Source organism: Nonomuraea terrae (assembly GCF_004348995.1).
GTDB lineage: Bacteria > Actinomycetota > Actinomycetes > Streptosporangiales > Streptosporangiaceae > Nonomuraea > Nonomuraea terrae.
This window is the reverse complement of the sequence record NZ_SMKQ01000132.1, coordinates 1-25,454: the sequence shown is the minus strand read 5'-3', so window position 1 is coordinate 25,454 and position 25,454 is coordinate 1. Positions and strand designations below refer to the sequence as shown.

Annotated in this window: 28 protein-coding genes and 1 pseudogene; 14 read left to right on the top strand and 15 right to left on the bottom strand. The window is 71.6% G+C overall.

What is annotated here, in order from left to right; genetic code table 11:
- Positions 1–237: hypothetical protein (locus E1286_RS50660; RefSeq protein ID WP_246075385.1), on the top strand; the 237-nt coding region annotated here is incomplete at its 5' end.
- A gap of 279 nt (positions 238–516) precedes the next feature.
- Positions 517–1,515: a hypothetical protein gene (locus E1286_RS50655; protein ID WP_246075384.1), complete on the top strand. Its 999-nt coding sequence runs from the start codon at positions 517–519 to the stop codon at positions 1,513–1,515.
- Between the two features lie 561 nt (positions 1,516–2,076).
- On the opposite strand, the pseudogene E1286_RS52200 reads toward E1286_RS50655, so the two are convergent.
- The 6 genes and pseudogenes from E1286_RS52200 to E1286_RS31485 all read right to left on the bottom strand — a co-directional run.
- Positions 2,077–2,322: pseudogene (locus E1286_RS52200) on the bottom strand (TcpE family conjugal transfer membrane protein); the annotation flags it as partial.
- Positions 2,323–2,377: 55 nt separating this feature from the next.
- Positions 2,378–2,629 (bottom strand): hypothetical protein, encoded by a 252-nt coding sequence (locus tag E1286_RS31505; protein ID WP_165970003.1) that lies wholly within the window; start codon positions 2,627–2,629, stop codon positions 2,378–2,380.
- Positions 2,630–2,704: 75 nt separating this feature from the next.
- Positions 2,705–3,424, bottom strand: a complete 720-nt coding sequence (locus E1286_RS31500; protein ID WP_246075382.1) for a conjugal transfer protein — start codon at positions 3,422–3,424, stop codon at positions 2,705–2,707.
- 623 nt (positions 3,425–4,047) lie between these two features.
- The gene (locus E1286_RS31495) at positions 4,048–4,347 is read right to left on the bottom strand and encodes a hypothetical protein (protein ID WP_132618203.1); all 300 of its coding nucleotides are present in this window, start codon (positions 4,345–4,347) and stop codon (positions 4,048–4,050) included.
- Between the two features lie 257 nt (positions 4,348–4,604).
- Positions 4,605–5,681, bottom strand: coding sequence for a redox-regulated ATPase YchF (ychF, locus tag E1286_RS31490; protein WP_132618201.1), 1,077 nt, complete (start codon positions 5,679–5,681; stop codon positions 4,605–4,607).
- Positions 5,682–5,692: 11 nt separating this feature from the next.
- Complete coding sequence (locus E1286_RS31485) at positions 5,693–6,430, bottom strand: hypothetical protein (RefSeq protein ID WP_132618199.1); 738 nt, start codon at positions 6,428–6,430, stop codon at positions 5,693–5,695.
- Positions 6,431–6,526: 96 nt separating this feature from the next.
- Between E1286_RS31485 and E1286_RS31480 the strand changes: the two genes are divergently transcribed.
- Both E1286_RS31480 and E1286_RS31475 read left to right on the top strand, forming a co-directional pair.
- Positions 6,527–7,783, top strand: a complete 1,257-nt coding sequence (locus E1286_RS31480) for a DNA recombination protein RmuC (RefSeq protein WP_132618197.1) — start codon at positions 6,527–6,529, stop codon at positions 7,781–7,783.
- Between the two features lie 14 nt (positions 7,784–7,797).
- Positions 7,798–8,310, top strand: a complete 513-nt coding sequence (locus E1286_RS31475; protein ID WP_132618195.1) for a DUF6542 domain-containing protein — start codon at positions 7,798–7,800, stop codon at positions 8,308–8,310.
- Here E1286_RS31475 and E1286_RS31470 read toward each other — a convergent pair.
- Entirely contained in the window at positions 8,307–9,272 is a 966-nt protein-coding gene (locus E1286_RS31470) for a 4-hydroxy-3-methylbut-2-enyl diphosphate reductase (protein WP_132618193.1), read from the bottom strand. The genes E1286_RS31475 and E1286_RS31470 overlap by 4 nt on opposite strands.
- Positions 9,273–9,373: 101 nt before the next feature.
- On the opposite strand from E1286_RS31470, the gene E1286_RS31465 reads away from it, so the two are divergent.
- Together E1286_RS31465 and xseA are read left to right on the top strand one after the other, a co-directional pair.
- Positions 9,374–10,372, top strand: coding sequence for a hypothetical protein (locus tag E1286_RS31465; RefSeq protein WP_132618191.1), 999 nt, complete (start codon positions 9,374–9,376; stop codon positions 10,370–10,372).
- Positions 10,373–10,399: 27 nt separating this feature from the next.
- Entirely contained in the window at positions 10,400–11,617 is a 1,218-nt protein-coding gene (gene xseA, locus E1286_RS31460) for an exodeoxyribonuclease VII large subunit (RefSeq protein WP_132618189.1), read from the top strand.
- Positions 11,618–11,620: 3 nt separating this feature from the next.
- On the opposite strand, the gene E1286_RS31455 is transcribed toward xseA, so the two are convergent.
- From E1286_RS31455 to E1286_RS31445, 3 genes are read right to left on the bottom strand one after another with little or no spacing between them, the layout of a single operon-like run.
- Complete coding sequence (locus tag E1286_RS31455) at positions 11,621–11,854, bottom strand: exodeoxyribonuclease VII small subunit (protein ID WP_187368248.1); 234 nt, start codon at positions 11,852–11,854, stop codon at positions 11,621–11,623.
- A gap of 10 nt (positions 11,855–11,864) precedes the next feature.
- On the bottom strand, positions 11,865–12,395 hold the full coding sequence (locus tag E1286_RS31450; protein WP_132618185.1) for a DUF4245 domain-containing protein: 531 nt from the start codon (positions 12,393–12,395) through the stop codon (positions 11,865–11,867).
- Between the two features lie 11 nt (positions 12,396–12,406).
- The gene (locus E1286_RS31445; RefSeq protein WP_132618183.1) at positions 12,407–13,015 is read right to left on the bottom strand and encodes a TetR/AcrR family transcriptional regulator; all 609 of its coding nucleotides are present in this window, start codon (positions 13,013–13,015) and stop codon (positions 12,407–12,409) included.
- A 169-nt stretch (positions 13,016–13,184) separates the two neighbouring features.
- Between E1286_RS31445 and glpX the strand changes: the two genes are divergently transcribed.
- Positions 13,185–14,219: a class II fructose-bisphosphatase gene (glpX, locus tag E1286_RS31440; RefSeq protein WP_132618181.1), complete on the top strand. Its 1,035-nt coding sequence runs from the start codon at positions 13,185–13,187 to the stop codon at positions 14,217–14,219.
- 3 nt (positions 14,220–14,222) lie between these two features.
- Here the strand turns inward: glpX and E1286_RS31435 are convergent, their stop codons facing one another.
- The gene (locus E1286_RS31435; RefSeq protein WP_165970001.1) at positions 14,223–14,873 is read right to left on the bottom strand and encodes a DUF1707 SHOCT-like domain-containing protein; all 651 of its coding nucleotides are present in this window, start codon (positions 14,871–14,873) and stop codon (positions 14,223–14,225) included.
- Between the two features lie 53 nt (positions 14,874–14,926).
- A complete protein-coding gene (locus E1286_RS50645) occupies positions 14,927–15,124 on the bottom strand; it encodes a TetR/AcrR family transcriptional regulator C-terminal ligand-binding domain-containing protein (RefSeq protein ID WP_246075387.1) in 198 nt (65 codons plus the stop codon).
- Between E1286_RS50645 and E1286_RS31430 the strand changes: the two genes are divergently transcribed.
- The 3 genes from E1286_RS31430 to E1286_RS31420 all read left to right on the top strand — a co-directional run bounded on the left by E1286_RS31430 (position 15,075) and on the right by E1286_RS31420 (position 17,366).
- Positions 15,075–15,311: an SDR family oxidoreductase gene (locus tag E1286_RS31430; protein ID WP_246075386.1), complete on the top strand. Its 237-nt coding sequence runs from the start codon at positions 15,075–15,077 to the stop codon at positions 15,309–15,311. The two genes, E1286_RS50645 and E1286_RS31430, sit on opposite strands and share 50 nt — an antisense overlap.
- Before the next feature lie 152 nt (positions 15,312–15,463).
- Entirely contained in the window at positions 15,464–16,120 is a 657-nt protein-coding gene (locus E1286_RS31425; RefSeq protein ID WP_165970000.1) for a DUF998 domain-containing protein, read from the top strand.
- 88 nt (positions 16,121–16,208) lie between these two features.
- Positions 16,209–17,366 (top strand): MFS transporter, encoded by a 1,158-nt coding sequence (locus E1286_RS31420; protein WP_132618175.1) that lies wholly within the window; start codon positions 16,209–16,211, stop codon positions 17,364–17,366.
- 47 nt (positions 17,367–17,413) lie between these two features.
- Here E1286_RS31420 and E1286_RS31415 read toward each other — a convergent pair whose 3' ends face one another.
- A complete protein-coding gene (locus E1286_RS31415) occupies positions 17,414–18,352 on the bottom strand; it encodes a Gfo/Idh/MocA family protein (RefSeq protein ID WP_132618174.1) in 939 nt (312 codons plus the stop codon).
- Positions 18,353–18,374: 22 nt separating this feature from the next.
- On the bottom strand, positions 18,375–19,751 hold the full coding sequence (gene pdxR, locus E1286_RS31410; RefSeq protein WP_132618173.1) for a MocR-like pyridoxine biosynthesis transcription factor PdxR: 1,377 nt from the start codon (positions 19,749–19,751) through the stop codon (positions 18,375–18,377).
- 68 nt (positions 19,752–19,819) lie between these two features.
- Between pdxR and E1286_RS31405 the strand changes: the two genes are divergently transcribed.
- Together E1286_RS31405 and E1286_RS31400 are read left to right on the top strand one after the other, a co-directional pair.
- On the top strand, positions 19,820–20,695 hold the full coding sequence (locus tag E1286_RS31405; protein ID WP_132618172.1) for a DMT family transporter: 876 nt from the start codon (positions 19,820–19,822) through the stop codon (positions 20,693–20,695).
- Positions 20,696–20,774: 79 nt separating this feature from the next.
- Positions 20,775–22,430: a fumarate hydratase gene (locus E1286_RS31400; protein WP_132618171.1), complete on the top strand. Its 1,656-nt coding sequence runs from the start codon at positions 20,775–20,777 to the stop codon at positions 22,428–22,430.
- A 65-nt stretch (positions 22,431–22,495) separates the two neighbouring features.
- Here the strand turns inward: E1286_RS31400 and E1286_RS31395 are convergent, their stop codons facing one another.
- Positions 22,496–22,684, bottom strand: a complete 189-nt coding sequence (locus tag E1286_RS31395) for a DUF5999 family protein (RefSeq protein WP_132618170.1) — start codon at positions 22,682–22,684, stop codon at positions 22,496–22,498.
- 742 nt (positions 22,685–23,426) lie between these two features.
- Here E1286_RS31395 and E1286_RS31390 point away from each other — a divergent pair.
- The gene (locus tag E1286_RS31390; RefSeq protein ID WP_132618169.1) at positions 23,427–24,533 is read left to right on the top strand and encodes a serine/threonine-protein kinase; all 1,107 of its coding nucleotides are present in this window, start codon (positions 23,427–23,429) and stop codon (positions 24,531–24,533) included.
- A gap of 35 nt (positions 24,534–24,568) precedes the next feature.
- Positions 24,569–25,454 (top strand): serine/threonine-protein kinase (locus E1286_RS31385; RefSeq protein ID WP_132618168.1); only part of this gene is annotated, 886 nt, incomplete at its 3' end.

Genomic DNA, 25,454 nt, shown 5'->3' with positions numbered 1-25,454 from the left:
GTCCCCGGCACCGCGCAGCCCGACGAGCCGCCCATCGGCCCCCCGCCGCTCCCCGGCCGCCTCCTCGGAAGGGCCCCGCTCCGCAGAACGCTCATCCGCACGGCCCTGCTCCACGGACCGCTCATCGGAACGACGCCGGTCTCCAGGACGCTCATCGACGCCTTCGCCCTCAACGGACCGCTCAGCCGAACCGCGCGTCTCCGCGGGCGCATCCCGGCTCGGAACGACCCGCTCTGAAGCGCCGTTCTCCGATCGGGCGGGCTCCGCCGCAGCCCCCTCGACGGCACGCCGACGCGCCGCTGGGACACGTCCCCGCCGGCCGATCTCGCGCACCTCAGCCGCCCCCGCACCAGGCTCCGCATCGGCGCCTGCGGAGTCACCCTCACCCCGCACCGCCGGAACAGCCTCATCACGATCGTCATCCGTGGAACCCGCCGCAGGACCAACCTGAGACGCTTCCTGGCCCGCAGGCGAGCGATCGGCAGCACCACCGTCACCCGCGGGGCCAGAAGCCCCGTGAGACACCTCGCGATCGTCGATCGGGTGCTCAGTAGTGCGGCCGGCATCGGCGGGACGTGGCTCAGGGGCGTCTCGGGAGGTCCCGGTGACGTCCACCGCGTCCGCCGCGTCTACGGGGCCGCGGCGCTCCGTGGACGGGCGGGTCGCCGGACGGGGCAGGGGCTTGGCGTCGGGGTTGAGCGGGGGCCAGAGCTGCTGCGTGGCCGACAGCGCCAGTGCGGGGCTGAGCCGGGGCGGCTGCCCCTTGCGGTGCTGGTCACGAGCCACCTCCTCGTCGTACGGCTCCCCTCCCCGGGCGTTCCCGGCGGGCGGCGCCGCCTCGTTGGGGGCGTCGGCACTCGCGGCGAGCCTCCTCAGCCGCCGCAGCGCCTCGGTGTCGATCGGCTTCCCGGCGGCGGGCCGGCGACTCTCGGCTGTCTTGATCGGTACGCCGACCTCACGCGCAGCCGCCGCCTCGGCGTCCACCGCACCGAACGGCGCCCCTTCGGCATCCGCCGCAGGAGAGCCCGCGCCTTCGGCACCGGCCACACGGAAGCTGATCCCTTCGGCCGGCACCACACCCGCAGCCGAGCCTTCGGCGTGGACCGCGCCGCGGGCCACCGCCTCGGCATCCGCCGCTACCGGGGACGTCCCGTCAGGGGCGACCGCGCCACGCGGCATCTCCTCGGCCGCGCGCACGTCCTGCGCCCGCCGCCCACGCTTGCGCCCGCGACCGGCACTTCCCTGCTCCCGCGCGCCCGGCCCAGCGCCGGACACGGCCCCGGGCCCGGCGTCGGACTCATGCGCGGCAACCTCACGGTCAGCCTCATCACGCCCTCGCCCGGCGAACCCCCGCTCGGCGTCACCACCGCCCCGCCCGGCAACCCGACGTTCGGCGTCACCACCACCTCGCCCGGCAACCCGACGTTCGGCGTCACCACCACCTCGCCCGGCAACCCGACGTTCGGCGTCACCACCCTTTCGGGCGGCGACGGCCGCGTCCGGGTGGTCCGCTGACGGCGGTCGCGTGCGGGCCGGGGCGTCGGGGCGGAAGGCGACCAGGGGGCGGAGCTCACGTGCCCCGGCATCGCCCGGCGCCCGTTCCCCGCCCTTGGCGGGCGCGGCCTTCACGGAACCGCCCTTGGCTGGACCGGCGAGCCCCTCACCACTTCGCCCGGAGCCGCCTGAGAGCCCCTCCTCGCGCCGCGCGGCCCCGGCCGGGCCTCCAGGCACGGCGGGCGCCGACTCGGCGCCCACCCGCGCTCTGAGGGCGGGCGCCGTGCCACGCCGCGAGCCCCACCCCGTACGGGACGACGCCGGCTCGGCGACGGGAGCCTGCGCGGCCGCGGCCGCGGCGGCGGCCACGGCGGGACGGACCTGACGCGGACCGGTGACCCGCTCGCGCCGGCGCTGCGGGTGGCGGGCCTTGCGCGGCGCCTTGGACTTGGCCCGGGCGTGCGTCGTCCGCCAGACGCGCCCGGAGAAGGTCACGGTGTCGGGCTCGGAACCGGGCGCCAGGCGGTACCAAGCCTTCGGCTCACCCAGGTAGCGAAGCTGGGACTCCAGCAGCTCGGTGAGCCGCTTCCCCTCGATGACGGGACGGGTGGCGAGCCACGTCACGATGCCGGGCGGCACGAGGAAGAGCACGTGCCAGGGCATCTGCACCGGCACACCCACCAGGACCAGCAGGAGCGACCACGGAACGAGCACCCCGACGAACACGCCGATCCAGACGATGGGCAGCGGCATCGGCAGCCGTAGGTCGTACAGCTTGTAGAGCCGCTTCTCGATCCGCCAGATGTTCGTATACGTGGGCAGGTCCACGTAGGTCCTCCTCTCCACCCGCTCGTGTATGACCGCCGGGCGGCGATCTCAACCCTTACCTGATGCCCAGTGCTCCCGCGATCGCCCTGGCCGTCACCTCGATGATGTTGGGAACGTAGAAGATCACCCCGATGGCCACGGCCAGGATCAGGAACTGCACGAACCGCGTGATCTCACGGGTGAAGAGGAAGAAGAGCGCCACCACGGAGACCACGACCAGGAACAACGGGGCGAAGAACGCACGCAGGAAGTCGGCGAGCCCGCCGGTGTCGATGCCGGTGGGGGCCGGCGTCGGCGTCATCTCCATCAGGGTGAGCACTGCGGTGTTCAAGGTCACTTCTTGTCCTCCCGGGGGGTACCCATCAGCGGCGCGGCCGTGCGTCTATCCAACGATCCGGCCGCCGCCGCGGATGTCGGCGACGAACCACTTGTCGCCCTGTTTCTCGACGGTCAGGCGATAGACCTGCTCCAACGTGCCGCCCACCGCCGCGGGGTCGGTGGTGCCGGGAGTGGGCAGGACATCGCCGCTCGGCACCGCCCACACCACGACCGCCTGGATCTCTCGGGTGGCACCCCCCACAGGCACCACGACTTCCTTGAGCTGCGAGAACGTGAACGCGCCCGCGAAGCTCGGCAGGCTCTTGCCCGCCGCGACGTAGCGTTCCAGCCCGGCGGCCTCTCCGGACGCGTAGTCCTTGAAGAAGCCCTCCAGCTGGGGCTTCAGCTCCGCGGCGGCCGCCTCGTCGATCTCCGGCTCGGCGACCTGCGGCAGCTCGGCCGGAGCGGGCGCGGGCAGGATCGCCGGGCGGCCCGCCACCACGAACCTCCTGCCGGCCTCATCGCCGGAGTAGTAGATCGGCACCGACAACATCAGCCTGCGCGGACCCGTCTGGAAGGCCACGCTGACCACGGCGTTGTGGGCGTCGGTCGCCTCGATGTCGTACGGCTGGATCGCGACGGCCGCGTAGCTGCCGAAGCCGTCCCAGCCCATTTGCGGGTCCATGCCCTCGGCCAGGAACGCCGTCAGTTTACGCGACCTGCTCGCCGCGTCTTCCGGGTTGAAATTGAGATAGACCCCAGCGAACTGGGCGGCGAAAGCCATGCCTTGCGCAGCGGGGAATCCGTTGTACGCCGGCACGGCACTGTTGGACGTAACGGGCTCTTGCTGGGTAAACCTCTCAAATGGGGCACGAACCCCATTCACCAGGATGACCAGGATAAGCGCCCAGAGAATGATGCGGCCGGTCCACACCAGCCACCGCCCGCCGCCGCCGGACCAGCCGCCGCGCCGCGGCCTGCGGGGAGGCGGCGCTTCGTAGTCGGCCGGGTCCAGGGTCGCGGAAAGCCCGGGCCCGTCAGCGATCCGAGGATCGTGGACGGTAGACCTACGAGCCATCACGCCTCCGCTCGCGCCGATCCCCCCGGCTGGCGCGGTGTCGTCCGTTGCCGATCCCCATCATCCGCGGTGAAGTAGTCACCCTATCCGGTCTCCGCCATTGTTCCAGGAAAGCCACGCCCATGCTGCGGCATGACGGTCCTGCACGGCAAACCGGGCTCGGACGACAGGCCCCAGTGCCGATTCCTGTCAGTTCCCGGTCGAATCCCCTTTCGACCAGGCCATTCGCCTAAAAGTGCATAGCCCGGTGGCCACGGATTCCTGTCCAAAACAGGCAAGTACTCTCACGACCTGCGGATTCGGTATGGGTCGCGAACGGAGGGACCGGGTCAGGCCGGCTCGGGGTCCTGACGCGTGCGCGCCTGGCGCCTGCTCTGCAGGTCGACGACCGTGGGCCGGACCGAACGCTCCAGCGAGACGCGCAACTCGGCCAGCATCTCGGCCGGCTCGGTCTCCCGCATGCGCGTGGCCATCTCGTTGCGCTCGTCCACCTTCCTGCGCAGGTACGCCTCCCGGTTGACGCGCAGGCCGTACATCAGCTCGACCCTGATGAGGGCGAGCTCCTCCTCGAGGCTGATGCCGGTGAGGGTGGACGCGGGGCGTCGTTTCCGGATGATGCGACGGATCATGAGGGGCCTCCCGAGTCAGCGTGAACGCCGTGTCGATTCGACGCGCGGCGACCCGAACTGGTTGACGCCGCAGCAGTCCCGGGGTCAATCGATCAGCCGCCGCAGGCGTACCCGGACGGGAAGCGGGCACCGGTCAGGCCCATGAGTCGCGCAGTCGTCCTGACCGTGTGCTCGCCGACGCACCGGCCGCGGGCGAGCACACGCGCACAGTCAGGCGGCCACTCCCGCCGGAGTGGCTCGGGCCCCTGGTGAGAGGGTCAGACGTTGAAGCGGAATTCGACCACGTCGCCGTCGCGCATGACGTAGTCCTTGCCCTCGATGCGAGCCTTGCCGGCCGCGCGGGCGTTGGCGATGGAGCCGGCCTCCACCAGGTCGTCGAACGAGACGACCTCGGCCTTGATGAAGCCGCGCTGGAAGTCGGTGTGGATCACGCCGGCCGCCTCGGGGGCGGTGGCGCCCTTCGGGATCGTCCAGGCCCTGGTCTCCTTGGGACCGGCCGTGAGGTAGGTCTGCAAACCGAGCGTCTCGAAGCCGACCCGGGCCAGCTGGCGCAGGCCCGACTCCTCCTGGCCGACCGACTGGAGCAGCTCCAGCGCCTCCTCCTCGTCGAGCTCGACCAACTCGGACTCGATCTTGGCGTCGAGGAAGACGGCCTCGGCCGGGGCGACCAGCTCGGAGAGCTGCTTCCGCAGCGCGGTGTCGGTCAGCTCGTCGGCGTCGAGGTTGAACACGTACAGGAAGGGCTTGGCCGTCAGGAGGTGGAGCTCGCGCAGCTCCTCGCGGTCGAGGCCGCTCTCGAAGATCGTCTTGCCGGTCTCGAGGACGGCGAGCGCCGCCTCGGTGGCCTCCAGGGCGGCCTTCTTGTCCTTGTTGTTGCGCGCTTCCTTCTGCAGGCGCGGGATGGCCTTCTCGACCGTCTGGAGGTCAGCCATGATCAGCTCGGTGTTGATCGTCTCGATGTCGCGCTTGGGAGAGATCTCACCGTCGACGTGAGTGACGTCGGGGTCGCCGAAGACGCGGATGACCTGGCAGATCGCGTCGGTGTCGCGGATGTTGGCGAGGAACTGGTTGCCCCGCCCCTGGCCCTCGGAGGCGCCCTTGACCAGGCCCGCGATGTCGACGAACTCGACCTTGGCGGGCAGGATGCGGGCCGAGCCGAAGATCTCGGCCAGCACGGGCAGCCGGTCGTCGGGCACGCCCACGATGCCCACGTTGGGCTCGATCGTGGCGAACGGGTAGTTGGCCGCGAGCGCGTTGCCGGTCTTGGTCAGCGCGTTGAACAGCGTGGACTTACCGACGTTGGGCAGGCCGACGATGCCGATGGAGAGACTCACGGAGCCTGAGTTTACTTGCTCAGCACGTCCAGACAGGTCACCGGCCGGTAGGCCCCCTCGGCCCTGAGGTAGCGCTGCGCGCTGGACGGGCAGTCGCCGGGCGCGCGTTCGAACGACACGACCGTCGCCCACGCCTGCCGGGAGTCGCACGGCACCCGTACGACGGACGAACGGGAGATCACCTCGGTGACGGGCCTGGCCACGCAGTCCCCCCGGTCGAGCACCTGGCCGCCGCGGCCCAGGCAGATCGCACGGGAGTCGTCGTCGAGCGTGTCCAGGGTGCCGGAGGGGCAGGAGGCGGCGTCGCGGGCGATCGCGATGGCCTTGCCGTACCAGCCGGGGCGGTCGCAGGCCTGCTCGCGGCCGTTCAGCGTGACGCAGTCCCCCGGGCGCAGCAGTCCACCGCCGCCGCCGGGGGCGCCGGGGTGGGGCTCCAGGAAGTTGCGCACGCACGCCGTACGGTTGGCGCCGATGCGCAGGACGTTGTCGGTGTCCACGGGGCAGTCGCCGGGCCTGGGCGGGTCGGCGGCGAGGGCCACGACCTCCGACTCGCCGCCGTTGCACGCGGTCAGCGCGTAGTCGCGCGTCACGCACGCGCCGGGCGTCCAGCGCAGTACCGGACGGGGGTGCCCGGCCGGAGCGGCGGCCTGACGCCCGTCGGCCGCGTCGCTCCCCGCGCAGGCGATCAGGCCCGCGGCCAGCACCACCAGAGCGGCCCCCACCGCAGCGGGTCTCGGTAGCGTGCTCATCCCCTTACTCTGTGTGACTCCGGACGCGGCGCACAAGCGGAACGCCCAAGCGTGTCGGGAAGATTCGCGCCCCGCGGTGCTGCAATCATCGATCGAATGGACGTCGTCGCGCTTCTCATAGGTCTCGCGGTCGGGTTGCTCGTCGGGTTCCTCGTGGCACGGACACGGGCGGCGGTCAGGGTCGCCGAGGCGGACGCCAGGGCCAAGTCGGCCGCCGAGAAGCTGGTCTACGTCGAGGAGCAGCTCGCCGAACGCTTCCAGGCCCTGTCCACCCGCGCCCTCGACGTCAACAACGTACGGTTCCTCGAGCTGGCCGAGACCCGGCTCGCGGCCAGCCGCGCCGAGGCCACCGGCGACCTCGACCAGCGCAGGCAGGCCGTCGAACACCTGGTGGAACCGCTCAAGGACGCCCTGACGCGGGTCGAGGCGCAGCTGCGCGACACCGAGTCGGGCCAGCGCGCGGCGCGGGCGGAGCTGGCCCAGCAGATGGAGTTCGTCCGGCAGAGCCACGAGCAGCTGCGCGCCCAGACCAACGCGCTCGTACGCGCCCTGCAGCGGCCCGAGGCGCGCGGCCGGTGGGGCGAGCTGCAGCTGCGCCGGGTCGCCGAGATCGCCGGCATGCAGCGTCACTGCGACTTCGACGAGCAGGTGACCGAGGGCTCGATGCGCCCCGACATGGTGGTCAGGCTCGCCGGCGGCAAGAACATCGTGGTCGACTCCAAGGTCTCGCTGGCCGCCTACCTGGAGGCCGCCGAGGCGGGCGACGAGTCGCTCGCCTCGGTACGGCTCGACGCCCACGCCCGTCACCTGCGCGAGCACGTCGACCGGCTGGCGGCCAAGTCGTACTGGCAGGGGTTCAACCCGTCGCCGGAGTTCGTGGTGCTGTTCATCCCCGGGGAGGCGTTCCTCGCGCCCGCGCTGGAGCGCGACCCGAGCCTGCTGGAGCACGCCATGTCGCGGCGCGTGCACATCGCCACCCCGACGACGCTGATCACGATGCTGCGCACCGCCCACTACGCCTGGCAGCAGGCCGCGCTCAGCGAGAACGCCCGCGCCGTCTTCGAACTGGGCAAGGAGTTGTACGAACGCCTGTCGTCCCTCGGCAGGAACGTCGATTCGCTGGGCCGGGCCCTGACGCGCGCCGTGGAGGCGTACAACAAGTCGGTCGGGTCGCTCGAAAGCCGTGTGCTGGTCACCGCTCGCAAACTGCACGATCTGGGCGTCGTGGACGGCGACCTCGACTCGCCCGAGATGCTCGAAGGGCTGCCCAGACCACTGGCATCGCCCGAACTGCTCGAAACCTCACCTCTGATTTCCCACGCGAACGGTAAGTTGGCCCACGGGTCGCAGTAAATGGGGGTGGGCCAGTGGCTGAGAAAGGCAGGCGTTCGACCGTACGGTTGACCGCTCGCGGCGCCATCGCGCTCGCCCTGATCGCCACCCTGGCGGGCTACGTGCTGACGGCGCTGATCGGTGTCGAGCAGATCGTGGGGGCGGCGTTCGTGGTGGCCACCACGCTCGGCGTACTGCTGGTCAACCGGCGCGAGCTGCTGTCCCTGGTGGTGACGCCGCCGCTGGTGTTCTTCTGCGCCACGCTCTTCGTCGAGCTCGGGCGGGCGTTCGGGTCGGTGTCGATCGTTCAGTCGCTGACGCTCGGGCTCTACACCTCGCTCACCCGCGGCGCCCCGTGGTTGTTCGCCGGGTCGGCGATCGTGCTGGGCGTGGCGTGGCGGCGGGGGCTGCGTGACAACGTACGGGAGCTGCGCGAGGAGCTGAAGGCGGGCGCGGAGGTGTCGCGCCCGCGCCAACAGCCGTTCGTGCCCGAGCCGGAGGGCTACTTCGAGCCCCGCGTCTACGGCACCCCGCGCGGCGAGGACTAGGAAGCCCGCAGGTCCTTGCGCAGCTCGTGGGGCAGGGAGAAGCGCATGCTCTCCTGCACCGGCTCGACCTCGCTCACGTCGCCGAACCCATGCTCGGCCAGCCGCGCCAGCACCCCGTCGACCAGCTCCTCCGGGACGGACGCGCCGCTGGTCACGCCGACCGTGGTGACGCCGTCGAGCCACTCGTCGCGGATGAGTGAGGCGTCGTCGACGAGGTAGGACGCCTTCGCGCCGTAGTCCTTGGCCACCTCGACCAGGCGCTTGGAGTTGGAGGAGTTGTCAGAGCCCACCACGATGACGAGGTCGGACTCGGCGGCGATCTCCTTGACCGCCGTCTGGCGGTTCTGCGTGGCGTAGCAGATGTCGTCGCTCGGCGGGTCGATCAGCGACGGGAAGCGCTCCTTGAGGCGGGCGACCGTCTCGTTGGTCTCGTCGACCGACAGTGTGGTCTGCGACAGCCACACCAGCCTGCTCGGGTCTTTGACCTGCACTTTGTCGACGGAGTCGAGCCCGTCGACGAGCTGGATGTGCTCGGGCGCCTCACCGGAGGTGCCCTCGACCTCCTCGTGGCCCTCGTGGCCGATCAGCAGGATGTCGTAGTCTTTCGCGGCGAACCGCTTGGCCTCGTTGTGCACCTTGGTGACCAGCGGGCAGGTGGCGTCGATCGTGCGCAGGCTCCGCTGCCTGGCCTCCTGGTGCACCGCGGGCGACACGCCGTGGGCGGAGAACACCACGATCTCGCCCTCCGGCACCTCCTCGGTCTCGTCGACGAAGATGGCGCCCCTGGCCTCGAGCGTCTTGACGACGTGAGTGTTGTGGACGATCTGCTTGCGCACGTAGATCGGCGCGCCGTACTGCTCCAGCGCCTTCTCGACCGCGATGACGGCTCGGTCGACTCCGGCGCAGTAGCCGCGCGGTTTGGCCACGAGGACTCGGCGGGAAGTGGGGGTCTGGGGCTCCATACTTTCTATGCTACGTGGAATGGCCGACAGGCCCCAGCGTGCGTGCTTGCCTGCGATTTGCCAGACTGGCCGTCCAATACTGACCTCCCAGGGAGACGTTCATGTCCCTCAGCGACGTGATACGCAACATCGCCAAGACCGTCACCGACAAACAGCAACTGAAGGAAAAGGCCAAGGACCTGCCGCTGCTGGTCGTCCAGGGCACGCTGAGCGCCGCCGGGCAGGTGCTGCTCGTCGTCGACCGGGTGAAGAACTCCATCAAGGGCTCGGGCCGCAAGGAGGAGCGCGAGGAGGAGTACGACTCCCGTCCCTCCGCGGCCGAGCAGGTGGCCGCCGGGCCCGCGGAGACGGAGGAGGAGAAGCCGGCGCGCAAGGAGCCGGTCATCTTCGCGCCCCGTTCCGGTGAGGCAGAGCGGAACGGTGCCGCCAGGACCAAGCCGGAGCCCGTCATCTTCACCCCGGCCGCCAAGGCGGAGCCGGAGACCACCGCCGAGCCCACCGCGAAGCCGGAGACCGTCGCCGAGCCCAAGGCCACCGCGCAGCCCGCCAAGCCGGAGGCCGCCGCGCCCGCCAAGCCGGAGGCCGTGGCCGCCGCCGAGCCGAAGGTCGCGGCTGCCGCGCCCGCGCCCGCCGTCGAGCCCGCCGTCGAGCCCGCTGTCGAGCCCGCTGTCGAGCCCGCCCTCGCGGAGCCCACGGCGGAGAAGCTAGCTGCGACGGCCACCGAGAAGCCCGTCGAGGAGGTCGCGAAGAAGGCCGCCGAGGAAGCAGCCGAGAAGCCGGCGAAGAAGGCCGCGGCCAAGGTCACCGGGAAGGCGGCCGAGAAGGCGACCGAGAAGGCCGGGAAGGCCAAGAAGGCCGAGCAGAGCACGGATAAGACCGAGCCCGCCAAGCCCGCCGACAAGCCCGCCGCCGCCGGGGAACTGGCCGAGCCGCTGCCCGGGTACGCCACGCTCACCGTCGCGTCGCTGCGCGCCCGGATGCGCGGCAAGAGCGCCGAGCAGATCGGCGACCTGCTCGCCTACGAGAAGGCCACGTCGGCGCGGCCCGAGGTCATCCGGATGTTCGAGAACCGCCTCGCCAAGCTCCAGGCCGGCGAATAGGTCGTACCGAGCCCGTAGTCTTCCGCCATGACCTCGAAGACCACGCCAGAGTCTCCGCTGCCGATCCGCACGGTGCTGCAGATGGTGGGTGGCTGGATCGGCAGGCTCGGCACGATCTGGGTCGAGGGCCAGATCACCGACCTGAGCGCGCGTGGCGGCACGGTGTTCCTGACCCTGCGCGACCCGGTCGCCAACGTGTCCGCCCGGGTCACCGCGCCCAGGGGCGTCTACGAGGCGGCCGTGCCCAGGCCGGCCGACGGCGCGCGGGTCGTGATGCACGTCAAGCCCGACTTCTGGGTCAACAAGGGCTCGTTCGCCTTCACCGCGATGGAGATCCGGCCGGTGGGCGTGGGCGAGCTGCTGGCCAGGCTGGAGCGGCTCAGGCAGCTGCTGGCAGCCGAAGGGCTGTTCAACGCCGACAGGAAGCGGCGGCTGCCGTTCCTGCCGGGCACGATCGGGCTCGTCTGCGGGCGTGAGTCGGCGGCCGAGCGCGACGTGCTGGAAAACTCCCGTCGGCGCTGGCCGGCCGTGCGGTTCAAGGTCGAGGAGGTCGCCGTCCAGGGCCCGTACGCCGTGGGCGAGGTGACCGAGGCGCTGCGCAAGCTCGACGCCGACCCCGAGGTCGAGGTGATCGTCATCGCGCGCGGCGGCGGTTCGCTGGAGGACCTGCTGCCGTTCTCCGACGAGACGATGGTGCGGGCGGTGTCGGCCTGCCGCACTCCCGTGGTGAGCGCGATCGGCCACGAGCAGGACAGCCCGCTGCTCGACCTGGTGGCCGACGTGCGCGCGTCCACCCCGACCGACGCGGCCAAGAAGGTCGTGCCCGACGTCGGCGAGCAGCTCACGCTGGTGCGCCAGCTGCGCGACCGGGGCCGCCGGGTGCTGAGCGGCTGGCTCGACCGTGAGATGTCCTGGCTGACGTCCGTACGTTCACGGCCTTCGCTGGCCGACCCCGTACGCGAGCTGGAGCGCCGGGCCGAGCAGGTCGAGGCGTTGCGCGACCGGACGAGGCGGTCGTTGTCGGGCTCGCTCGACCGCGCCACCGACGACCTCACCCACCTGCGCGCCCGCCTCGTCGCCCTGTCGCCCGCGGCCACGCTGGAGCGCGGCTACGCGATCGTGCAGCACCCGTCGGGCGAGGTGGTGCGCCGGGCCAAGGACGTCGCGCCCGGCGCCGTTCTGACGATCAGGCTGACCGACGACCGGCTGACCGTGCGCGCGGAGGACGCGCCGGAGGGCGAGTAGCGCTCAGAAGGGGGCGTCGTCGGAGCCCTGGGTGGGCTCGGCGCGCCTGGCCATGGCGGCGGCCAGCTTGACCCGGGCCCCCTGCAGCCACTCCTCGCAGACGGCCGCCAGCTTCTCGCCGCGCTCCCAGAGCTCGATCGACTGCTCCAGCGTGAGCCCGCCGGTCTCCAGGCGGCGCACCACCTCGGTCAGCTCCTCGCGGGCCTGCTCGTATGAGGGTGCCTTCTCGTCTGCCACGTCACCCACCCTAGCCCTGCGGACGCTGCTGAAGCTGCGCGGCGAGCTGACCCAGCTCCTCCCAGTCGGCCGTGCCGGTGATGACGAGGGTCACCTCGGGCAGGAAGCGGACGAGCGAGCGCTGGTCCTTGTCCTCGCGGAAGCGCTTCTCCCAGGCGACGCCGCCGACCTGCTGGGTGCCCGTGGCCTTGTCGGTGTTGGCCATGCGGCTGGCGAACCCGGCCGCGGGCTGCTCGTCGCTCTGCGCGAACATCGCATGCTCGCGCTTGGCGGTGGCGTAGCCGAGGTGGAGGACCTGCGCGCCGTTCTCGCCCTTGGCGATGCGGTTGCTGTTGGGCACCCAGCCGGGCGGGTCCTGGCGCGGGGCCCAGACGCCGTAGGGCACCTCGTGGCCGAAGTTGGCGACGGTGATCGAGTAGTCGAGCCGCGGGATGTGCTCCTCCCGGCTCTGCGGCGTGACCAGCAGGAACAACCCGGCCCCCGCGAGGCAGACGAACAGGGCTACCGCGTAGCCGTAGAAACCATCGGTGAACCGTCGCACACTCGCTGAGGTTACCCGTTGGAGGGGGCGGTCGCCGACGTGGCCGGGCGGATGCGGCCGATGATGGCGAGCACCTCTTCGGCGAGGCGGCGGTCTCCCGAGAGCACCACCTCCGACACCGCCGCGGCCAGCGCCCCGGTGATCACCACGACGAGCGCCTGCTCGTCCTCGAACAGCGCCGCGTTGCGCTGCGCCCACGCACGCAGGCGGTCGCGCATGATCACGTCGAAGCCGGGCGGGCCGTCACCGCGCAGGAACAGGGCGGCGAGCTCGCGTTCTTCGAGGCAGCCGTCGAGGTAGGCGCGGGCGGCGCCGATGAACACCCGCATGGGATCGCTCTCACCGGCCGCGCGGGCCGCGCGGGCGGCCTGCTTGGTGCGCTGGGTCTGCCGGGCCTGGAACTCCTCCCACAGGGTGAGGTAGAGGTCGGCCTTGCCGGAGAAGTGGTGGTAGAGGCTGCCCACGCTGGCCTCGGCCTTCGACACCACATCGGTCACGCCGGCCTCGGCGAAACCCTTGGAGACGAAGACCTCGCGCGCGGCGGCCAGCAGGGAGCCGCGCGTCGCCGCGCCGCGCTCGGACAGGCGCGGCTGGGTGACCACGTCTTCCACTTCGCTCATCGGGACCTCCTCCACAGCGGGGCGGCTCGCTCCATGGTGGAGGCAAGATCCGTGGCGCGCACACGATATGGCGCAAATTCCGTGGTCCGTTAGCAGATTATCCCCCTCTGAGTGGGAAAAGAGGGGCAACTACCATCGAGGGAGACGTCCCCACGAGGAGGCCACCATCATGTCCGACCAGACTTCCGTGCCGCCGCCGCTCGCCACGAGCGAGCACGCCCCTGACCGCAACCTGGCGCTTGAGCTCGTCCGCGTCACGGAGGCGGCCGCGATGGCGGCGGCCCGGTGGGTGGGCCGAGGTGACAAGAACGGCGCCGACGGCGCGGCGGTGAACGCCATGCGCCAGCTGATCAGCACGGTCTCCATGAACGGCGTGGTGGTCATCGGCGAGGGCGAGAAGGACCACGCCCCGATGTTGTACAACGGCGAGCACGTCGGCGACGGCAGCGGCCCCGACTGCGACGTGGCGGTCGACCCCATCGACGGCACCCGCCTGACGGCGCTGGGCATGCCCGACGCGGTGTCGGTGATCGCGGTGAGCGAGCGCGGCTCGATGTACGACCCGTCGGCGGTCTTCTACATGCACAAGCTCGTCACCGGCCCCGAGGCGGCCGACGTGGTGGACATCGAGGCGCCCGTGGCGGTGAACATCAACGCGGTGGCCCGGGCCAAGCACTGCTCGCCGTCCGACGTGACCGTGGTCGTGCTCGACCGACCCCGGCACGAGCAGATGGTCAAGGAGATCAGGGAGGCGGGCGCGCGCATCAAGTTCATCACCGACGGCGACGTGGCCGGCGCGATCATGGCGGCCCGCGTGGGCACCGGCATCGACCTCATGATGGGCATCGGCGGCACGCCCGAGGGCATCGTGGCCGCGTGCGCGCTCAAGTGCCTCGGCGGTGTCATCCAGGGCAAGCTGTGGCCGCGCGACGACGCCGAGCGGACCCGCGCGATCGACGCCGGGCACGACCTCGACCAGGTGCTGACCACCAACGACCTGGTCAGGTCCGACGACGTCTTCTTCGCCGCGACCGGCATCACGCAGGGCGAGCTCATGCAGGGCGTACGCTTCCGGGCCGGCTCGGCGATGACGGAATCGCTGGTGATGCGCGGCCGGTCGGGCACCATCCGGAAGATCGCGAGCGAGCACCAGTTGTGGAAGCTGCGCGCGTACAGCGCGATCAACTTCGACACGGCCGGCTGATCGCTAGCGGCGGCGCTTGCGGCGCGGGGGCTCCTTGACCTTGACCTCGCCGGCGAAGTTGGTGGTGCGGACCTCGACCACGGGCGCGCCCGGCTCGGTGGGCTGCTTGGTGAGGCGGACGGTCTTCTCCTTGGCCACCCGGATCACCTCGAGGCCCTCGGGCACGTGGATCTCGAGGCCGCCGAAGACGAGCGTGGCGTTGATGACGATGCGCCGGTTCTGCAGGATCGCGTCGCGGAAGTCGAGCTTGGTGGTGCCGAACATGGCGGTGACGGCCAGCTCGGCCGGCACCACCCAGCGGCCTCCGCGCTCCTCCTTCTTGAAGACGGCCGAGACGGGGCCGCTGTCGAGGTTGAGCGGCTGCTCCTCGGCCGGCAGCAGGTCGGTGGTGAGGGTGGCCAGCTCGCCGAGCGTCCGGGCGGAGTAGAGGGTGCCGAGGCGCTCGTCGAGCTCCTCCAGGGTGAGCCGGCCGTCGGCGTGGGCGTCCTGCAGGATCTGGGCGATGCGCTCGCGGTCGGCGTCGGAGGCCCGCAGCTCGTGGGGTTGCGGCAGGTCGGACCGGGCGGGCGGGCGGCGGGCGGAGACCCACTCCTCGGCCAGCCGCTCTCCGACTTCCTGCAGTTTCGGCAACCACGATCCCGCGCGTTCGTTCACACTTCTGACGATATCCGCCCTCCGCTCCGTTCGCTCGTCTCGAATCGGACGGGTCAGCGGATCCGCGCGAGCAGCCCGGCGATCTCCCCCGCGAGCGTGTCGTCCAGCTCGGCGTGGCGGTTGAGCAGGCGGTACGACATGGTGCCGAACTCCAGGTCGACGGCCGGTTCCAGGTCGACGTCGGCGGGCACGGCGGAGCGGCTGGCGGCGGCCGTCCGGGGGAACGCGGTCCCCCCCGGCGTGATCGACACCGGCTGTTGGGACGGGCTCGGGGAGGCGCGGGCCGCGTTCCTCGAAGGCACGACCCCCGCCCTGCCCGTCGGACGGGTCGGCACGCCCGACGACGTGGCCCTCACCATCGAGTACGCCATCCGCGACACGTGCCTGACCGGCACCGTCCTCACCGTGGACGGAGGCGGGCGGCTGAAGGCGGCATGAGGATCCTGATCACCGGAGCGGCCTCCGCGGCGATCCGGTGCGGGAGGCGCTGACCGGCGCGCATCCCGCGCCGCGGAAGGCCGGTTTCTCGGGGATTTCAAGGAATCTCCCTACGGGTTCGCCCGTTGGTCCGGGCAAAGGGAGGTGGCCGCGTGCATCAACCGGCGCGATGGGGTCTCGGCGCGGCAGGCGCGGGCGTGGCGGTGATCGCGGGCCTGGAGGTCGCCGCCCTCGACGAGATGAACCCGATCAGGCGCACCATCAGCGAGCACGGCCTCGGCCCCGACGGCTGGATCTTCGCGCTCGGGGTGGGGCTGCTCGCGGCCGGATCGCTGGCCATCGCGGTGTCGCTGGCGCGCAAACGGCTGGCCGGCGTCTTCGGCACCCTCGCGCTGCTGGGCTGGAGCGCCGGGCTGTTCGTGACGGCGTGGTTCGAGAAGCACGACTGGTCGGTCGGGCCGAGTCTGAGCGGCAGCATCCACCGGGTGGGCAGCCTCGTCGCCTTCCTCAGCCTGCCGCTGGCCGTGCTGGTCATCGCGCGGCCGTGGCGGCGGGAGCGGTCGCGGGCCACACTGGTGGCGTTCGGGCTCGGGGTGTGCTCGGTGCTCTGGGTGGCGGGCATCGGCACGGCGGCGCTGGTCGGGGCGAGCAACGGGCTGGCCTGGTGGCGGGTCATGCCGCTGGGGCTGGTCGAACGCGGCCTCGCGATCACCGAGGTGGCCGCGCTGCTGGCCCTCGGCGTGTGGGCCGCCGCACGGCGACTGACCACGTCGTCCCCGCAGGCCACCGTCGCGCGGACGGACGGTTAGCGCGGGCACCCGCAATGGGTCTGGCGGAGTGGTGTTGCCGGAGCTAACCTGACCGCGCCTCACGTCTCCCCCCGATCAGGAGGCCGCCGTGCCGTCCGTACGTGATCGCCAGGCCCGGTTCGCCACGTACGTCGTCTACGGCGTCCAGGGGCTCTCCTTCGCCTCCTTGCTCATCCAGGTCGCGAACCTGCAGGCCAAGCACCGCCTGGACGAGGGAACGCTGACGTTGCTGCTGCTCATCGTGCCCGTGTTCGCGGGGGCCGGCAGCGTGGCGGCGGGCGCGTTCGCGGCGCGGGTGGGGAGCAGGCTGCTGTTACGCGTCGCCCAGCCCGTGGTGGCCGCCGCCGTGGTGCTCGCCGGGCTCGCGTCCGACCTCGCGCTGCTGGTGCCGGCGCTGCTGGTGTTCGGGGTGGCCGTGGGCGCGGTGGACGCGGGCATGAACATGCAGGGCGTGGCGGTCGAACGCCGGTACGGCGTCGAGGTGCTGAACGGCTTCCACTGCGTGTGGAGCGCGCTCGGCATGGCGGCGGCGCTGTGGGCGTCGGCGGCGGCCGGCCTGCCGCTGGAGCTGGTCATGGCGCTCCCGATGGTGCTCGCCGTGGCCGGCTCCCTCTACGCCGGGCGTCATCTGTGCGCCCTGGAGGAGGAGAAGGTCCCGGCCGTGGCCGAGGTCGCCGGCCGGCTCCCGTGGCGGCCGATCGTCCCCCTCTGCCTGGCCATGGGCTTCCTGTACGTCGGCGACGCCGCCGTCTCCAACTTCAACACCGTGTTCATGAAGGACGTCCTGGAGGCCGGCCCGAGGGTGATCCCGCTCGCGTACGTCGCCTACCAGGCCGCGACGCTGGCCGTCCGGCTCGGCGGCGACCTCGCGGTCCGGCGCCACGGCCCGGCCGCCGTCGTCAGGATCGGCGGCGTGCTGGCCGCCCTCGGGTTCCTGGGCGTCGTCCTGGCCCCGAACCAGGTGCTGGGCATCGTCGCGTTCGGGCTGACCGGGGTGGGGCTGTCGGTGGTGGCGCCGCAGTCGTTCTCGGCGGCCGGGCGGCTCGACCCGGCGGGCACCGGAGTGGCCATCGCCCGGGTGAACCTCTTCAACTACGTCGGCTTCGTCGTCGGCGCGGCCCTGGTGGGCGGGCTGGCCGACGTCGCGGACATGCGGATGGCGTTCGCCGCGCCGCTGGTGCTGGCCGCCGCGATCGTCGCGCTCGCCCCCGGCTTCGAGCCGAAGCGGGCCCGCTCAGCCGCCTGACAGCCCCTCCAGGTACGCGATGCCGCCGGCGGGGCCGAGCGTGAGGATCATCGCCGCACCTCGGCGATCTCGACGGGACGGCGCTCGCGCAGCGACAGGTCGGCGGCCTCGGCGACGTAGAGGGCCTCCAGCGCGTCCTCGATCGTGCACGGGCTCGGCCCGCCACGCAGGAAGTGGTCGATCTCGGCCCGGTAGGCGTCCTCGAACCGGGCCAGGAAGTCCGGCCAGGGCCGGTCGGGCTCCGGCAGGCCCTCCGTGGAGTGCAGCGGCGCCCGGGGGCCGAGCCCGACGGCCTGGGTGCGCTCGGTGCCGGCCAGCTCCATGCGCACGTCGTAGCCGCCGCCGTTGTAGCGGGAGCCCTGCACGGTGGCCAGCGTGCCGTCGTCCAGGGTGAGCAGCGCGGCGCTGGTGTCCACGTCGCCCGCCTCGGCGAAGAACGCGGCTCCCCTGTTGGCGCCCGTCGCGTAGACCGAGACGACCTCGCGGCCGGTCACCCAGCGCAGGATGTCGAAGTCGTGGATGTGGCAGTCGCGGAAGATGCCGCCGGACAGGGGGATGTACTCGGCGGGCGGGGGAGCCGGATCCGCCGTCACCAGGTGCACCCGGTGCAGCTCGCCCAGCTCGCCGGCGCGCAGCGCCGCCGCCGCTGCCGCGTAGCCGGGGTCGAACCTGCGCTGGAACCCGATCTGCACCCGGTGGCCCGCGCACTCCTCCAGCACCTTGACGGTGTCGGGGACCGTGCCCGCCACGGGTTTCTCGCAGAAGGCCGGCACGCCCCGGCGGCACGCCTTGACGATCAGCTCGGCGTGGGTGCTCGTCGGGGAGGCGATCACCACCGCGTCCGCCTCGAAGGGGTCCCCCGGCCTGCCGTACGGCGACGTACGCACGGGGTCGGCCACGACGAGCTCCTCGACCAGCGGATGCGCGGCCAGGGTCGCGGCGTGGAAGGCTCCGATCCGGCCTAGACCCAGCAATCCCACACGCATGGCACCTCCAACGTTATATCCCTCAGTCAACGTTTTGTCCTGACATGTTGACCTTTAAGCCTCGAACGGCCTCCGCAGCCTTGTGCGCGGGCAGCCGCGCGAACCCCACCACGACGGCCGCCGGCCCCTCCGCCTCGCGCATCGGGCCCACCGGCTCGGCGGACAGGCCCAGCTCCGTGGCGATCCCGGCCGTGCGCTGCTCGTCCCAGCCGTCCGGCAGCTCCAGGTAGACGTGCAGGCCCGCGTCGATGCCCCCGACCCGCACGCCGGGCAGCTGCTCGGCCAGCGCGGTGACCAGCGCGTCGCGGCGGCGGCGGTACTCCCTGCGCATGCGCCGCAGGTGCCGGTCGTAGCCGCCGGTACGCAGGAAGTGCGCCAGCGCGTACTGCTCGACGACCGGGGAGCCGAGGTCGAGCTGGCCCCGGGCGCGGCGCACGGCCTCGGCGAGGTCGGGCGGGGCCGCCACCCAGCCCAGCCGCAGGCCCGGGGCGAGCGACTTGCTCACGCTGCCCGACAGCACCACCCGGTCGGGGGCCAGCCCCTGCAGGCACCCGACGGGGTCGCGGTCGTAGCGGAACTCGGCGTCGTAGTCGTCCTCCAGCACGACCCGGTGGCCGGCGTGGGCCCACTCCACCAGCGCCGCCCGCCGCTCCGGCGAGAGCACCACACCCGTCGGGAACTGGTGGGCGGGCGTCACCAGGACGGCCTCGCCGCTCAGCCCGCGGACGTCGAGGCCCTGCTCGTCCACCCGCACCGGCACGAGCTGCGCTCCCGCCCGCCTGAGCAGCGGCAGCTGGCGGTGACTCGCCGGGTCCTCCACGGCCAGCCGGAGCGTACGCTCGCCGGCCAGCACCTGCAGGACCAGGCTGAGCCCCTGCGCCACACCCCCGACGATGACGAGGTTCTCGGGGCGCACGTCGGCCGCCCTGACCCGGCGCAGGTATCCGGCCAGCTCTTCGCGCAGCTCGGGCACACCGCCGGGGTCCCCGTAATCGAGGGCGTCGGAAGGTACGGTGGTCAGGACGTGCCTGACGGCCGACAGCCAGCGTTCACGGGGGAAGTGGCCGAGGTCGGGGGAGGTGGGGCGATGACCGTAGTAGGGAGCGCTCGCGGAGGGGTTCGCCGCGTGGCGTGCGGGCGAGCGCCGGGAGGCGTTCATCGGCGCGACGCGCGTGCCGGCGCCCACCCGGGAGACCAGAAAGCCCTCGGCCACCAGCTGCTCGTACGCCTCCACCACCACGCCCCTGGAGACCTGCAGGTCGGCGGCGAGGTCGCGGGTGGCGGGCAGGCGGGTGCCCGGCGCGAGCCGCCCGACCCGGATGGAGTCGCGCAACTCGGACGCGACCTGCCCAGCGATTCCACCTCTTTCGCGATTGATGCGGATGTGGAGGTCGGCCATATTGGTCCTGTCTTCCGGCGCGGCATTGGACTGTTTCCGGGAACCATTGCCTTCCTAGCATCCAACGCATGAAAAGCGGCATCGCAGGGGCCGCCTCGGCCATGTTCCTCGTCGGGACGCTGGCCGGGGTCTCGGGGCTCATCGACTCCTATCCCGTCTACGGCGGCCAGGCCGTGCGCTATCTCGTGGCCGCGGTCATCCTGCTGGTCATCACGCGGGCGCTCGGCCTGCGGTTCGTCCGGCCGACGCCGCGCGAGGCGCTGTGCCTGGGCGGGCTGGCCCTGCTCGGCCTGGTCGTCTTCAACATCTGCGTGATCGAGTCCGCCCGCGCCTCGGGCCCGGCGCTGGTCGGCACGGTGCTCGGCACCGTCCCGCTGGCCCTGGCGCTGGCCGGCGGACGTCCGGCGCCCCGGGTGCTGATGGGCGCGTGCGTGGTGGTGGCCGGGGCGACGCTGGCCACCGGGCTCGGCAGCGGCAACACGACGAGCCTGCTGTGGGCGCTCGGCGCGCTGGTCGGCGAGGTGAGCTTCTCCCTGCTGGCCATCCCGCTGCTGCCCAGGCTGGGGCCGATCAGGACGTCGGCGTACTCGACGGCGCTCGCCGTGCCCATGCTGGCCGTCATCGGGCTGGCCACCGAGGGGTCGGGGATGTTGCGGACGCCGACGGCCGCGGAGGCGTTCGGGCTGGCCTACCTCGCGATCGTGGTCACGGTGGTGGCGTTCTTCCTGTGGTACCGGTCGCTGCCCAAGCTCGGGCCTGGGCGGGCCGGGCTGTTCGCGGGGCTGATCCCGGTGGCGGCCATCGTCACGGGCGCGGTGCTCGGGGTCGCGCTGCCCACCGCGTACGACCTGCTGGGCGCGGGCCTGGTGGTCGTGGGCATCCTCGTCGGGCTGAGCACCGGGCGTCCGTCGGCGGAGCCGGCCGCCAGACCGTCGCGGGCGTGAGCCCTCGGTCCTCCACGCCTCCAGGGGCTGAACACCTGCCGGGAGGCGCGTAATCTCTTGGAGGACCGAAAGGATGGACATGGGCGAGTTCGACTACACCGACCTTCTTCCGCTGGGCGCCGACGACACCGAATACCGGCTGATCACATCGGAGGGGGTGCGGAAGGTCGAAGCGGCTGGGCGTACGTTTCTCGAGGTCGACCCGGAGGCGTTGCGGCTGCTGACCGAGACGGCCGTCCACGACATCTCCCACTTCCTGCGGACGTCTCACCTGGCGCAGCTCCGGAAGATCATCGATGACCCCGAGTCGAGCGGCAACGACCGGTTCGTCGCGCTCGACCTGCTGAAGAACGCCTCCATCTCGGCCGGCGGCGTGCTGCCGATGTGCCAGGACACCGGCACGGCGATCGTGATGGGCAAGCGCGGCCGCCACGTGCTGACCGACGGCCAGGACGCCGAGCACATCTCGCGCGGCGTGTACGACGCCTACACCAAGCTCAACCTGCGCTACTCCCAGATGGCCCCGCTGACCATGTGGGAGGAGAAGAACACCGGCAACAACCTCCCGGCCCAGATCGAGCTGTACGCCGAGGACCCGCACGGCCACCCCGACGAGTACAAGCTGCTCTTCATGGCCAAGGGCGGCGGCTCGGCCAACAAGTCGTTCCTGTACCAGGAGACCAAGGCCGTGCTCAACGAGAAGCGCATGATGGCCTTCCTGGAGGAGAAGATCCGCTCGCTCGGCACGGCGGCCTGCCCGCCGTACCACCTGGCCGTGGTCGTCGGCGGCACCTCCGCCGAGTACGCGCTCAAGACCGCCAAGTACGCCAGCGCCCGCTACCTCGACTCCATCCCCACCGAGGGCTCGCCGTCCGCGCACGGGTTCCGCGACCTGGAGATGGAGCAGAAGGTCTTCGAGCTGACGCAGAAGCTCGGCATCGGCGCGCAGTTCGGCGGCAAGTACTTCTGCCACGACGTCCGCGTCATCCGCCTGCCGCGCCACGGCGCGTCCTGCCCGGTGGCCATCGCCGTCTCCTGCTCGGCCGACCGCCAGGCGCTGGCCAAGATCACGCCGGAGGGCGTGTTCCTGGAGCAGTTGGAGACCGATCCGGCGCGCTTCCTGCCGGAGACCACCGACGAGCACCTCTCCGACGACGTGGTCAAGATCGATCTCAACCGCCCCATGCGGGAGATCCTCGCCGAGCTGTCGAAATACCCGGTCAAGACGCGGCTCTCGCTCACCGGCCCGCTCGTCGTGGCCCGGGACATCGCGCACGCCAAGATCGCCGAGCTGCTCGACAACGGCGGCGAGATGCCGCAGTACCTCAAGGACCACGCGGTCTACTACGCCGGTCCGGCCAAGACCCCCGAGGGTTACGCCTCCGGCTCGTTCGGGCCGACCACGGCCGGGCGCATGGACTCCTACGTCGAGCGCTTCCAGGCGGCGGGCGGCTCGATGGTGATGCTGGCCAAGGGCAACCGCTCTAAGCAGGTCACCGAGGCGTGCCATAAGCACGGCGGCTTCTACCTGGGCTCCATCGGCGGCCCGGCGGCCCGCCTGGCGCAGGACTGCATCAAGAAGGTCGAGGTGCTCGAATACCCCGAGCTGGGCATGGAGGCGGTCTGGAAGATCGAGGTGGTCGACTTCCCCGCGTTCATCGTGGTCGACGACAAGGGCGACGACTTCTTCACCGACAAGACGGGGCCGGTGCTGAGCATCGGCCGCCGCTCGTAGCGGTCAGACGGCGAACGGCGCCGGGTGGGCGATCCTGCCGCCCGGCGCGGGCGCCAAGGTGACTCTCACGCGGCCACCGCGGTGCGGTGGGGCGCGACCACCGAGCCGTCGGGCAGCAGCAGACCGGTGTCCTCGAAGAGCACGACACCGTTGCACAACAGGCTCCATCCCTGGTCGGGGTGGAACGCGATCACATGTGCCCGCTCACGGTCGGGAGAGTCGGCACTCGGGCAGACGGGGTGGTGTGGACACATGGCGCACCTCTCAGATAGCGCTCCTGATCGCGGATGGTCAAAAGGGCAGCTTCCGCCCCGACGGCGTGCGAAGATCCAGCGAGGCCTCGGTCGGCTTCTTGGGCCGGCGTCTGACCTGGGTCTGGCGCATCTTCATCACGTCCTCCAACGGTCTGTCTTCAGTGCGTGGACCGGGGCGTTCGCCTCAGTCTGACGTTCGGGACCGACAGTTTCCGGTGGCCTGCGGGTGCTTGCCGTCTTTCACGGCTCAACCATGCACCCGCTCCCTTACGACACTCTTACAGCTCGCTGACGGGACCCGAACGGTTCATGTCAGCCAGACTGCCGCAGGCGTGAAAACCCCCTCCCGGGCATCATGCACAACCTCACCGCCGGTGACTGTGCCGATGGACACACGCCACGCCCGGCCCGGGCGTACGTCGCAGCCATGCAGGGCGGAAACGCACGGGCGGACGGGGGTAAGCCGATCGCGCGGCGGGACCAAACCAACCCTCGGCACACGGCCAAGGGCGGACCTAGGGCGCCAGAGGGACACTCGACGCGCCGGAACGCAGGTCATGGCGTCTTGTGCCGCCGGCCGCGCGCCGGTGCGGGCCCGAGAGCGCGGGAACCCCGTTCAACTGCGCGGATGTGACGCCGAGGATTGCTGACGTGACCAGTCAGACGAGTTGACTGAAGTTCGCAACAAATTATCGGCCCCGCCTCTACTGGTCGGTTTACACAAATAGGTAAGCTGCCTGCCATGCGTGCGCCCTCCGGTTACCTCCTCGCCGCGCGCTATCGGCTGATGGAGCCGGTCGGACGCGGCGGTATGGGCACCGTGTGGCGGGCGCACGACGAGCTGCTCGACCGTGACGTGGCGGTCAAGGAGGTGCGGCTGCCGGCCGTGCTCGACGAGGAGCTGCGCGCCGAGCTGTGCGCCCGCACCGAGCGCGAGGGCCGGGCGACCGCGATGGTCGCGCACCCGTCGGTCATCACCGTCTTCGACGTCGTCACCGAGGACGACCGGCCGTGGATCGTGATGGAGCTGCTGCGCGCGAAGTCTCTGGAGCAGCTCATCCAGGAGGACGGCCCGCTGGAGCCGCGCCGGGCCGCCGAGATCGGCCGGCAGATCCTGGGGGCGCTGCGCGCCGTGCACGCCAAAGGCATCCTCCACCGCGACGTCAAGCCCAGCAACGTGCTGGTGACCGAGGACCGCGCGGTGCTCACCGACTTCGGCCTGGCCGCACTCGAAGGTGACGTCTCCATCACCCAGGCGGGCATCGTCCTGGGATCCGCGGGCTACATCGCGCCCGAGCGGGTGCTCGGCGCGAAGGCCAGCCCCGCGGGCGATCTGTGGTCGCTCGGGGCGACCCTCTACACCGCCGTCGAGGGCCGGGGCCTGCACGGCCGGCGTACGGCCGCCGCCGCGCTCGCCGCGCTCACCACCGGCGAGCCGATCCCCATGCCGAAGGCGGGGCCGCTGGCGCCCGTGCTCGACGCGCTGCTGCGCATCGACCCGGCGACCCGGCTCGACTCCGTACGTGCCTCGCTCATGCTGGCCAGGGTGGCCGCGGGCGGGTCGGCCGAGGAGCCGCTGCCGCGCCGGCCGTCACGGCCCGGGTCGGTGATGACGCAGCCGCCGTTCACCCGCCGGCCCGCCCACCGCGGGCTGCACCGCGCCGACGCCCCCGCGCCGACGCTGAACGTGCCCTCACCCCGGCAGGAACGCAAACCAGGAGAAGGCGTTCACCGCAAACGCGGAGAAGCGCGGCCTGCCCCGTCCGCTTATGCCCGCCTCAAAGCGACGGTGATAAAGTTGTGCCTTCCTCGGCGGTTCTGGCCACGAGAACTTCGCAAGCGAGGGTAAAGCACTTCCCAAGCGAGAATCGATATCTTCTTCTCATGCCGGAACAGCAGACACGCCTGCTCGCGGACCGCTATGAGCTCGTCGCCCCCATCGGTCGGGGCACCATGGGCACCGTATGGCGCGCCCGCGACCGCGCGCTTGGGCGCGAGGTGGCGGTCAAGGAGATCCGCCAGGACCCGGGGCTCACCGAGGAACAGCGGGCCGAGCTGCGCGAACGCATGGTGCGTGAGGGGCGCATCGCCTCGCGTATCAGCCACCCCTCCGTGGCGTCCATCCACGACGTGCTGATCCAGGACGACAGTCCGTGGATCATCATGGAGCTCATCGAGGCCCGCTCGCTGGAGCAGGTGATCGATGAGGAGGGTCCGCTGCCGCCGCGGCTGGTGGCGGAGCTCGGCGTCGACCTGCTCGGCGCGCTGCGGGCGGCGCACGCCCAGGGCATCACCCACCGTGACGTCAAGCCGGCCAACGTGCTCATCACCGAGAGCGGCCGGGTGGTGCTGACCGACTTCGGCATCGCCAAGGCCGAGGGCGACTCGCGGCTGACGCGGACGGGCATGGTGATCGGCTCCCCCGGCTACACCGCGCCCGAACGCGCCAGGGGCGAGTACACCGGTCCGGAATCCGACCTGTGGTCGCTCGGCGCGACGCTGTACTTCGCCGTCGAGGGGCGGCCGGCGTACGAGCGGGCCACGGTCGCCGAGACGCTGGCGGCGTTGCTCAGCGAGAACGCCGACCCGCCGACGCAGGCGGGGCAGCTACGGCCGGTGCTGAACGGACTGCTCAACAAGGACCACCGGCAGCGGCTGAGCGCTGCGAAGGCGGAGACCATGCTTCGCATGGTCGCCGACACCCCCACCAGCGAGATGCCGGCGATGACGGCCGAGGCTCTCAACGCGCAGGAGGCCGCATTGCCCGACC

Coding starts and splice junctions, on each gene's coding strand:
- E1286_RS31445 (WP_132618183.1), bottom strand. CDS start 13,015: ATGAGCGAAGTGGAAGACGTGGTCACCCAGCCGCGCCTGTCCGAGCGC.
- E1286_RS31500 (WP_246075382.1), bottom strand. CDS start 3,424: ATGGCTTTCGCCGCCCAGTTCGCTGGGGTCTATCTCAATTTCAACCCG.
- E1286_RS31400 (WP_132618171.1), top strand. CDS start 20,775: ATGGGCGAGTTCGACTACACCGACCTTCTTCCGCTGGGCGCCGACGAC.
- xseA (WP_132618189.1), top strand. CDS start 10,400: ATGACCTCGAAGACCACGCCAGAGTCTCCGCTGCCGATCCGCACGGTG.
- E1286_RS31390 (WP_132618169.1), top strand. CDS start 23,427: ATGCGTGCGCCCTCCGGTTACCTCCTCGCCGCGCGCTATCGGCTGATG.
- E1286_RS31395 (WP_132618170.1), bottom strand. CDS start 22,684: ATGTGTCCACACCACCCCGTCTGCCCGAGTGCCGACTCTCCCGACCGT.
- E1286_RS31405 (WP_132618172.1), top strand. CDS start 19,820: ATGAAAAGCGGCATCGCAGGGGCCGCCTCGGCCATGTTCCTCGTCGGG.
- E1286_RS31465 (WP_132618191.1), top strand. CDS start 9,374: ATGTCCCTCAGCGACGTGATACGCAACATCGCCAAGACCGTCACCGAC.
- E1286_RS31505 (WP_165970003.1), bottom strand. CDS start 2,629: ATGGAGATGACGCCGACGCCGGCCCCCACCGGCATCGACACCGGCGGG.
- E1286_RS31485 (WP_132618199.1), bottom strand. CDS start 6,430: ATGAGCACGCTACCGAGACCCGCTGCGGTGGGGGCCGCTCTGGTGGTG.
- E1286_RS31415 (WP_132618174.1), bottom strand. CDS start 18,352: ATGCGTGTGGGATTGCTGGGTCTAGGCCGGATCGGAGCCTTCCACGCC.
- E1286_RS31495 (WP_132618203.1), bottom strand. CDS start 4,347: ATGATCCGTCGCATCATCCGGAAACGACGCCCCGCGTCCACCCTCACC.
- E1286_RS31480 (WP_132618197.1), top strand. CDS start 6,527: ATGGACGTCGTCGCGCTTCTCATAGGTCTCGCGGTCGGGTTGCTCGTC.
- E1286_RS31470 (WP_132618193.1), bottom strand. CDS start 9,272: ATGGAGCCCCAGACCCCCACTTCCCGCCGAGTCCTCGTGGCCAAACCG.
- pdxR (WP_132618173.1), bottom strand. CDS start 19,751: ATGGCCGACCTCCACATCCGCATCAATCGCGAAAGAGGTGGAATCGCT.
- glpX (WP_132618181.1), top strand. CDS start 13,185: ATGTCCGACCAGACTTCCGTGCCGCCGCCGCTCGCCACGAGCGAGCAC.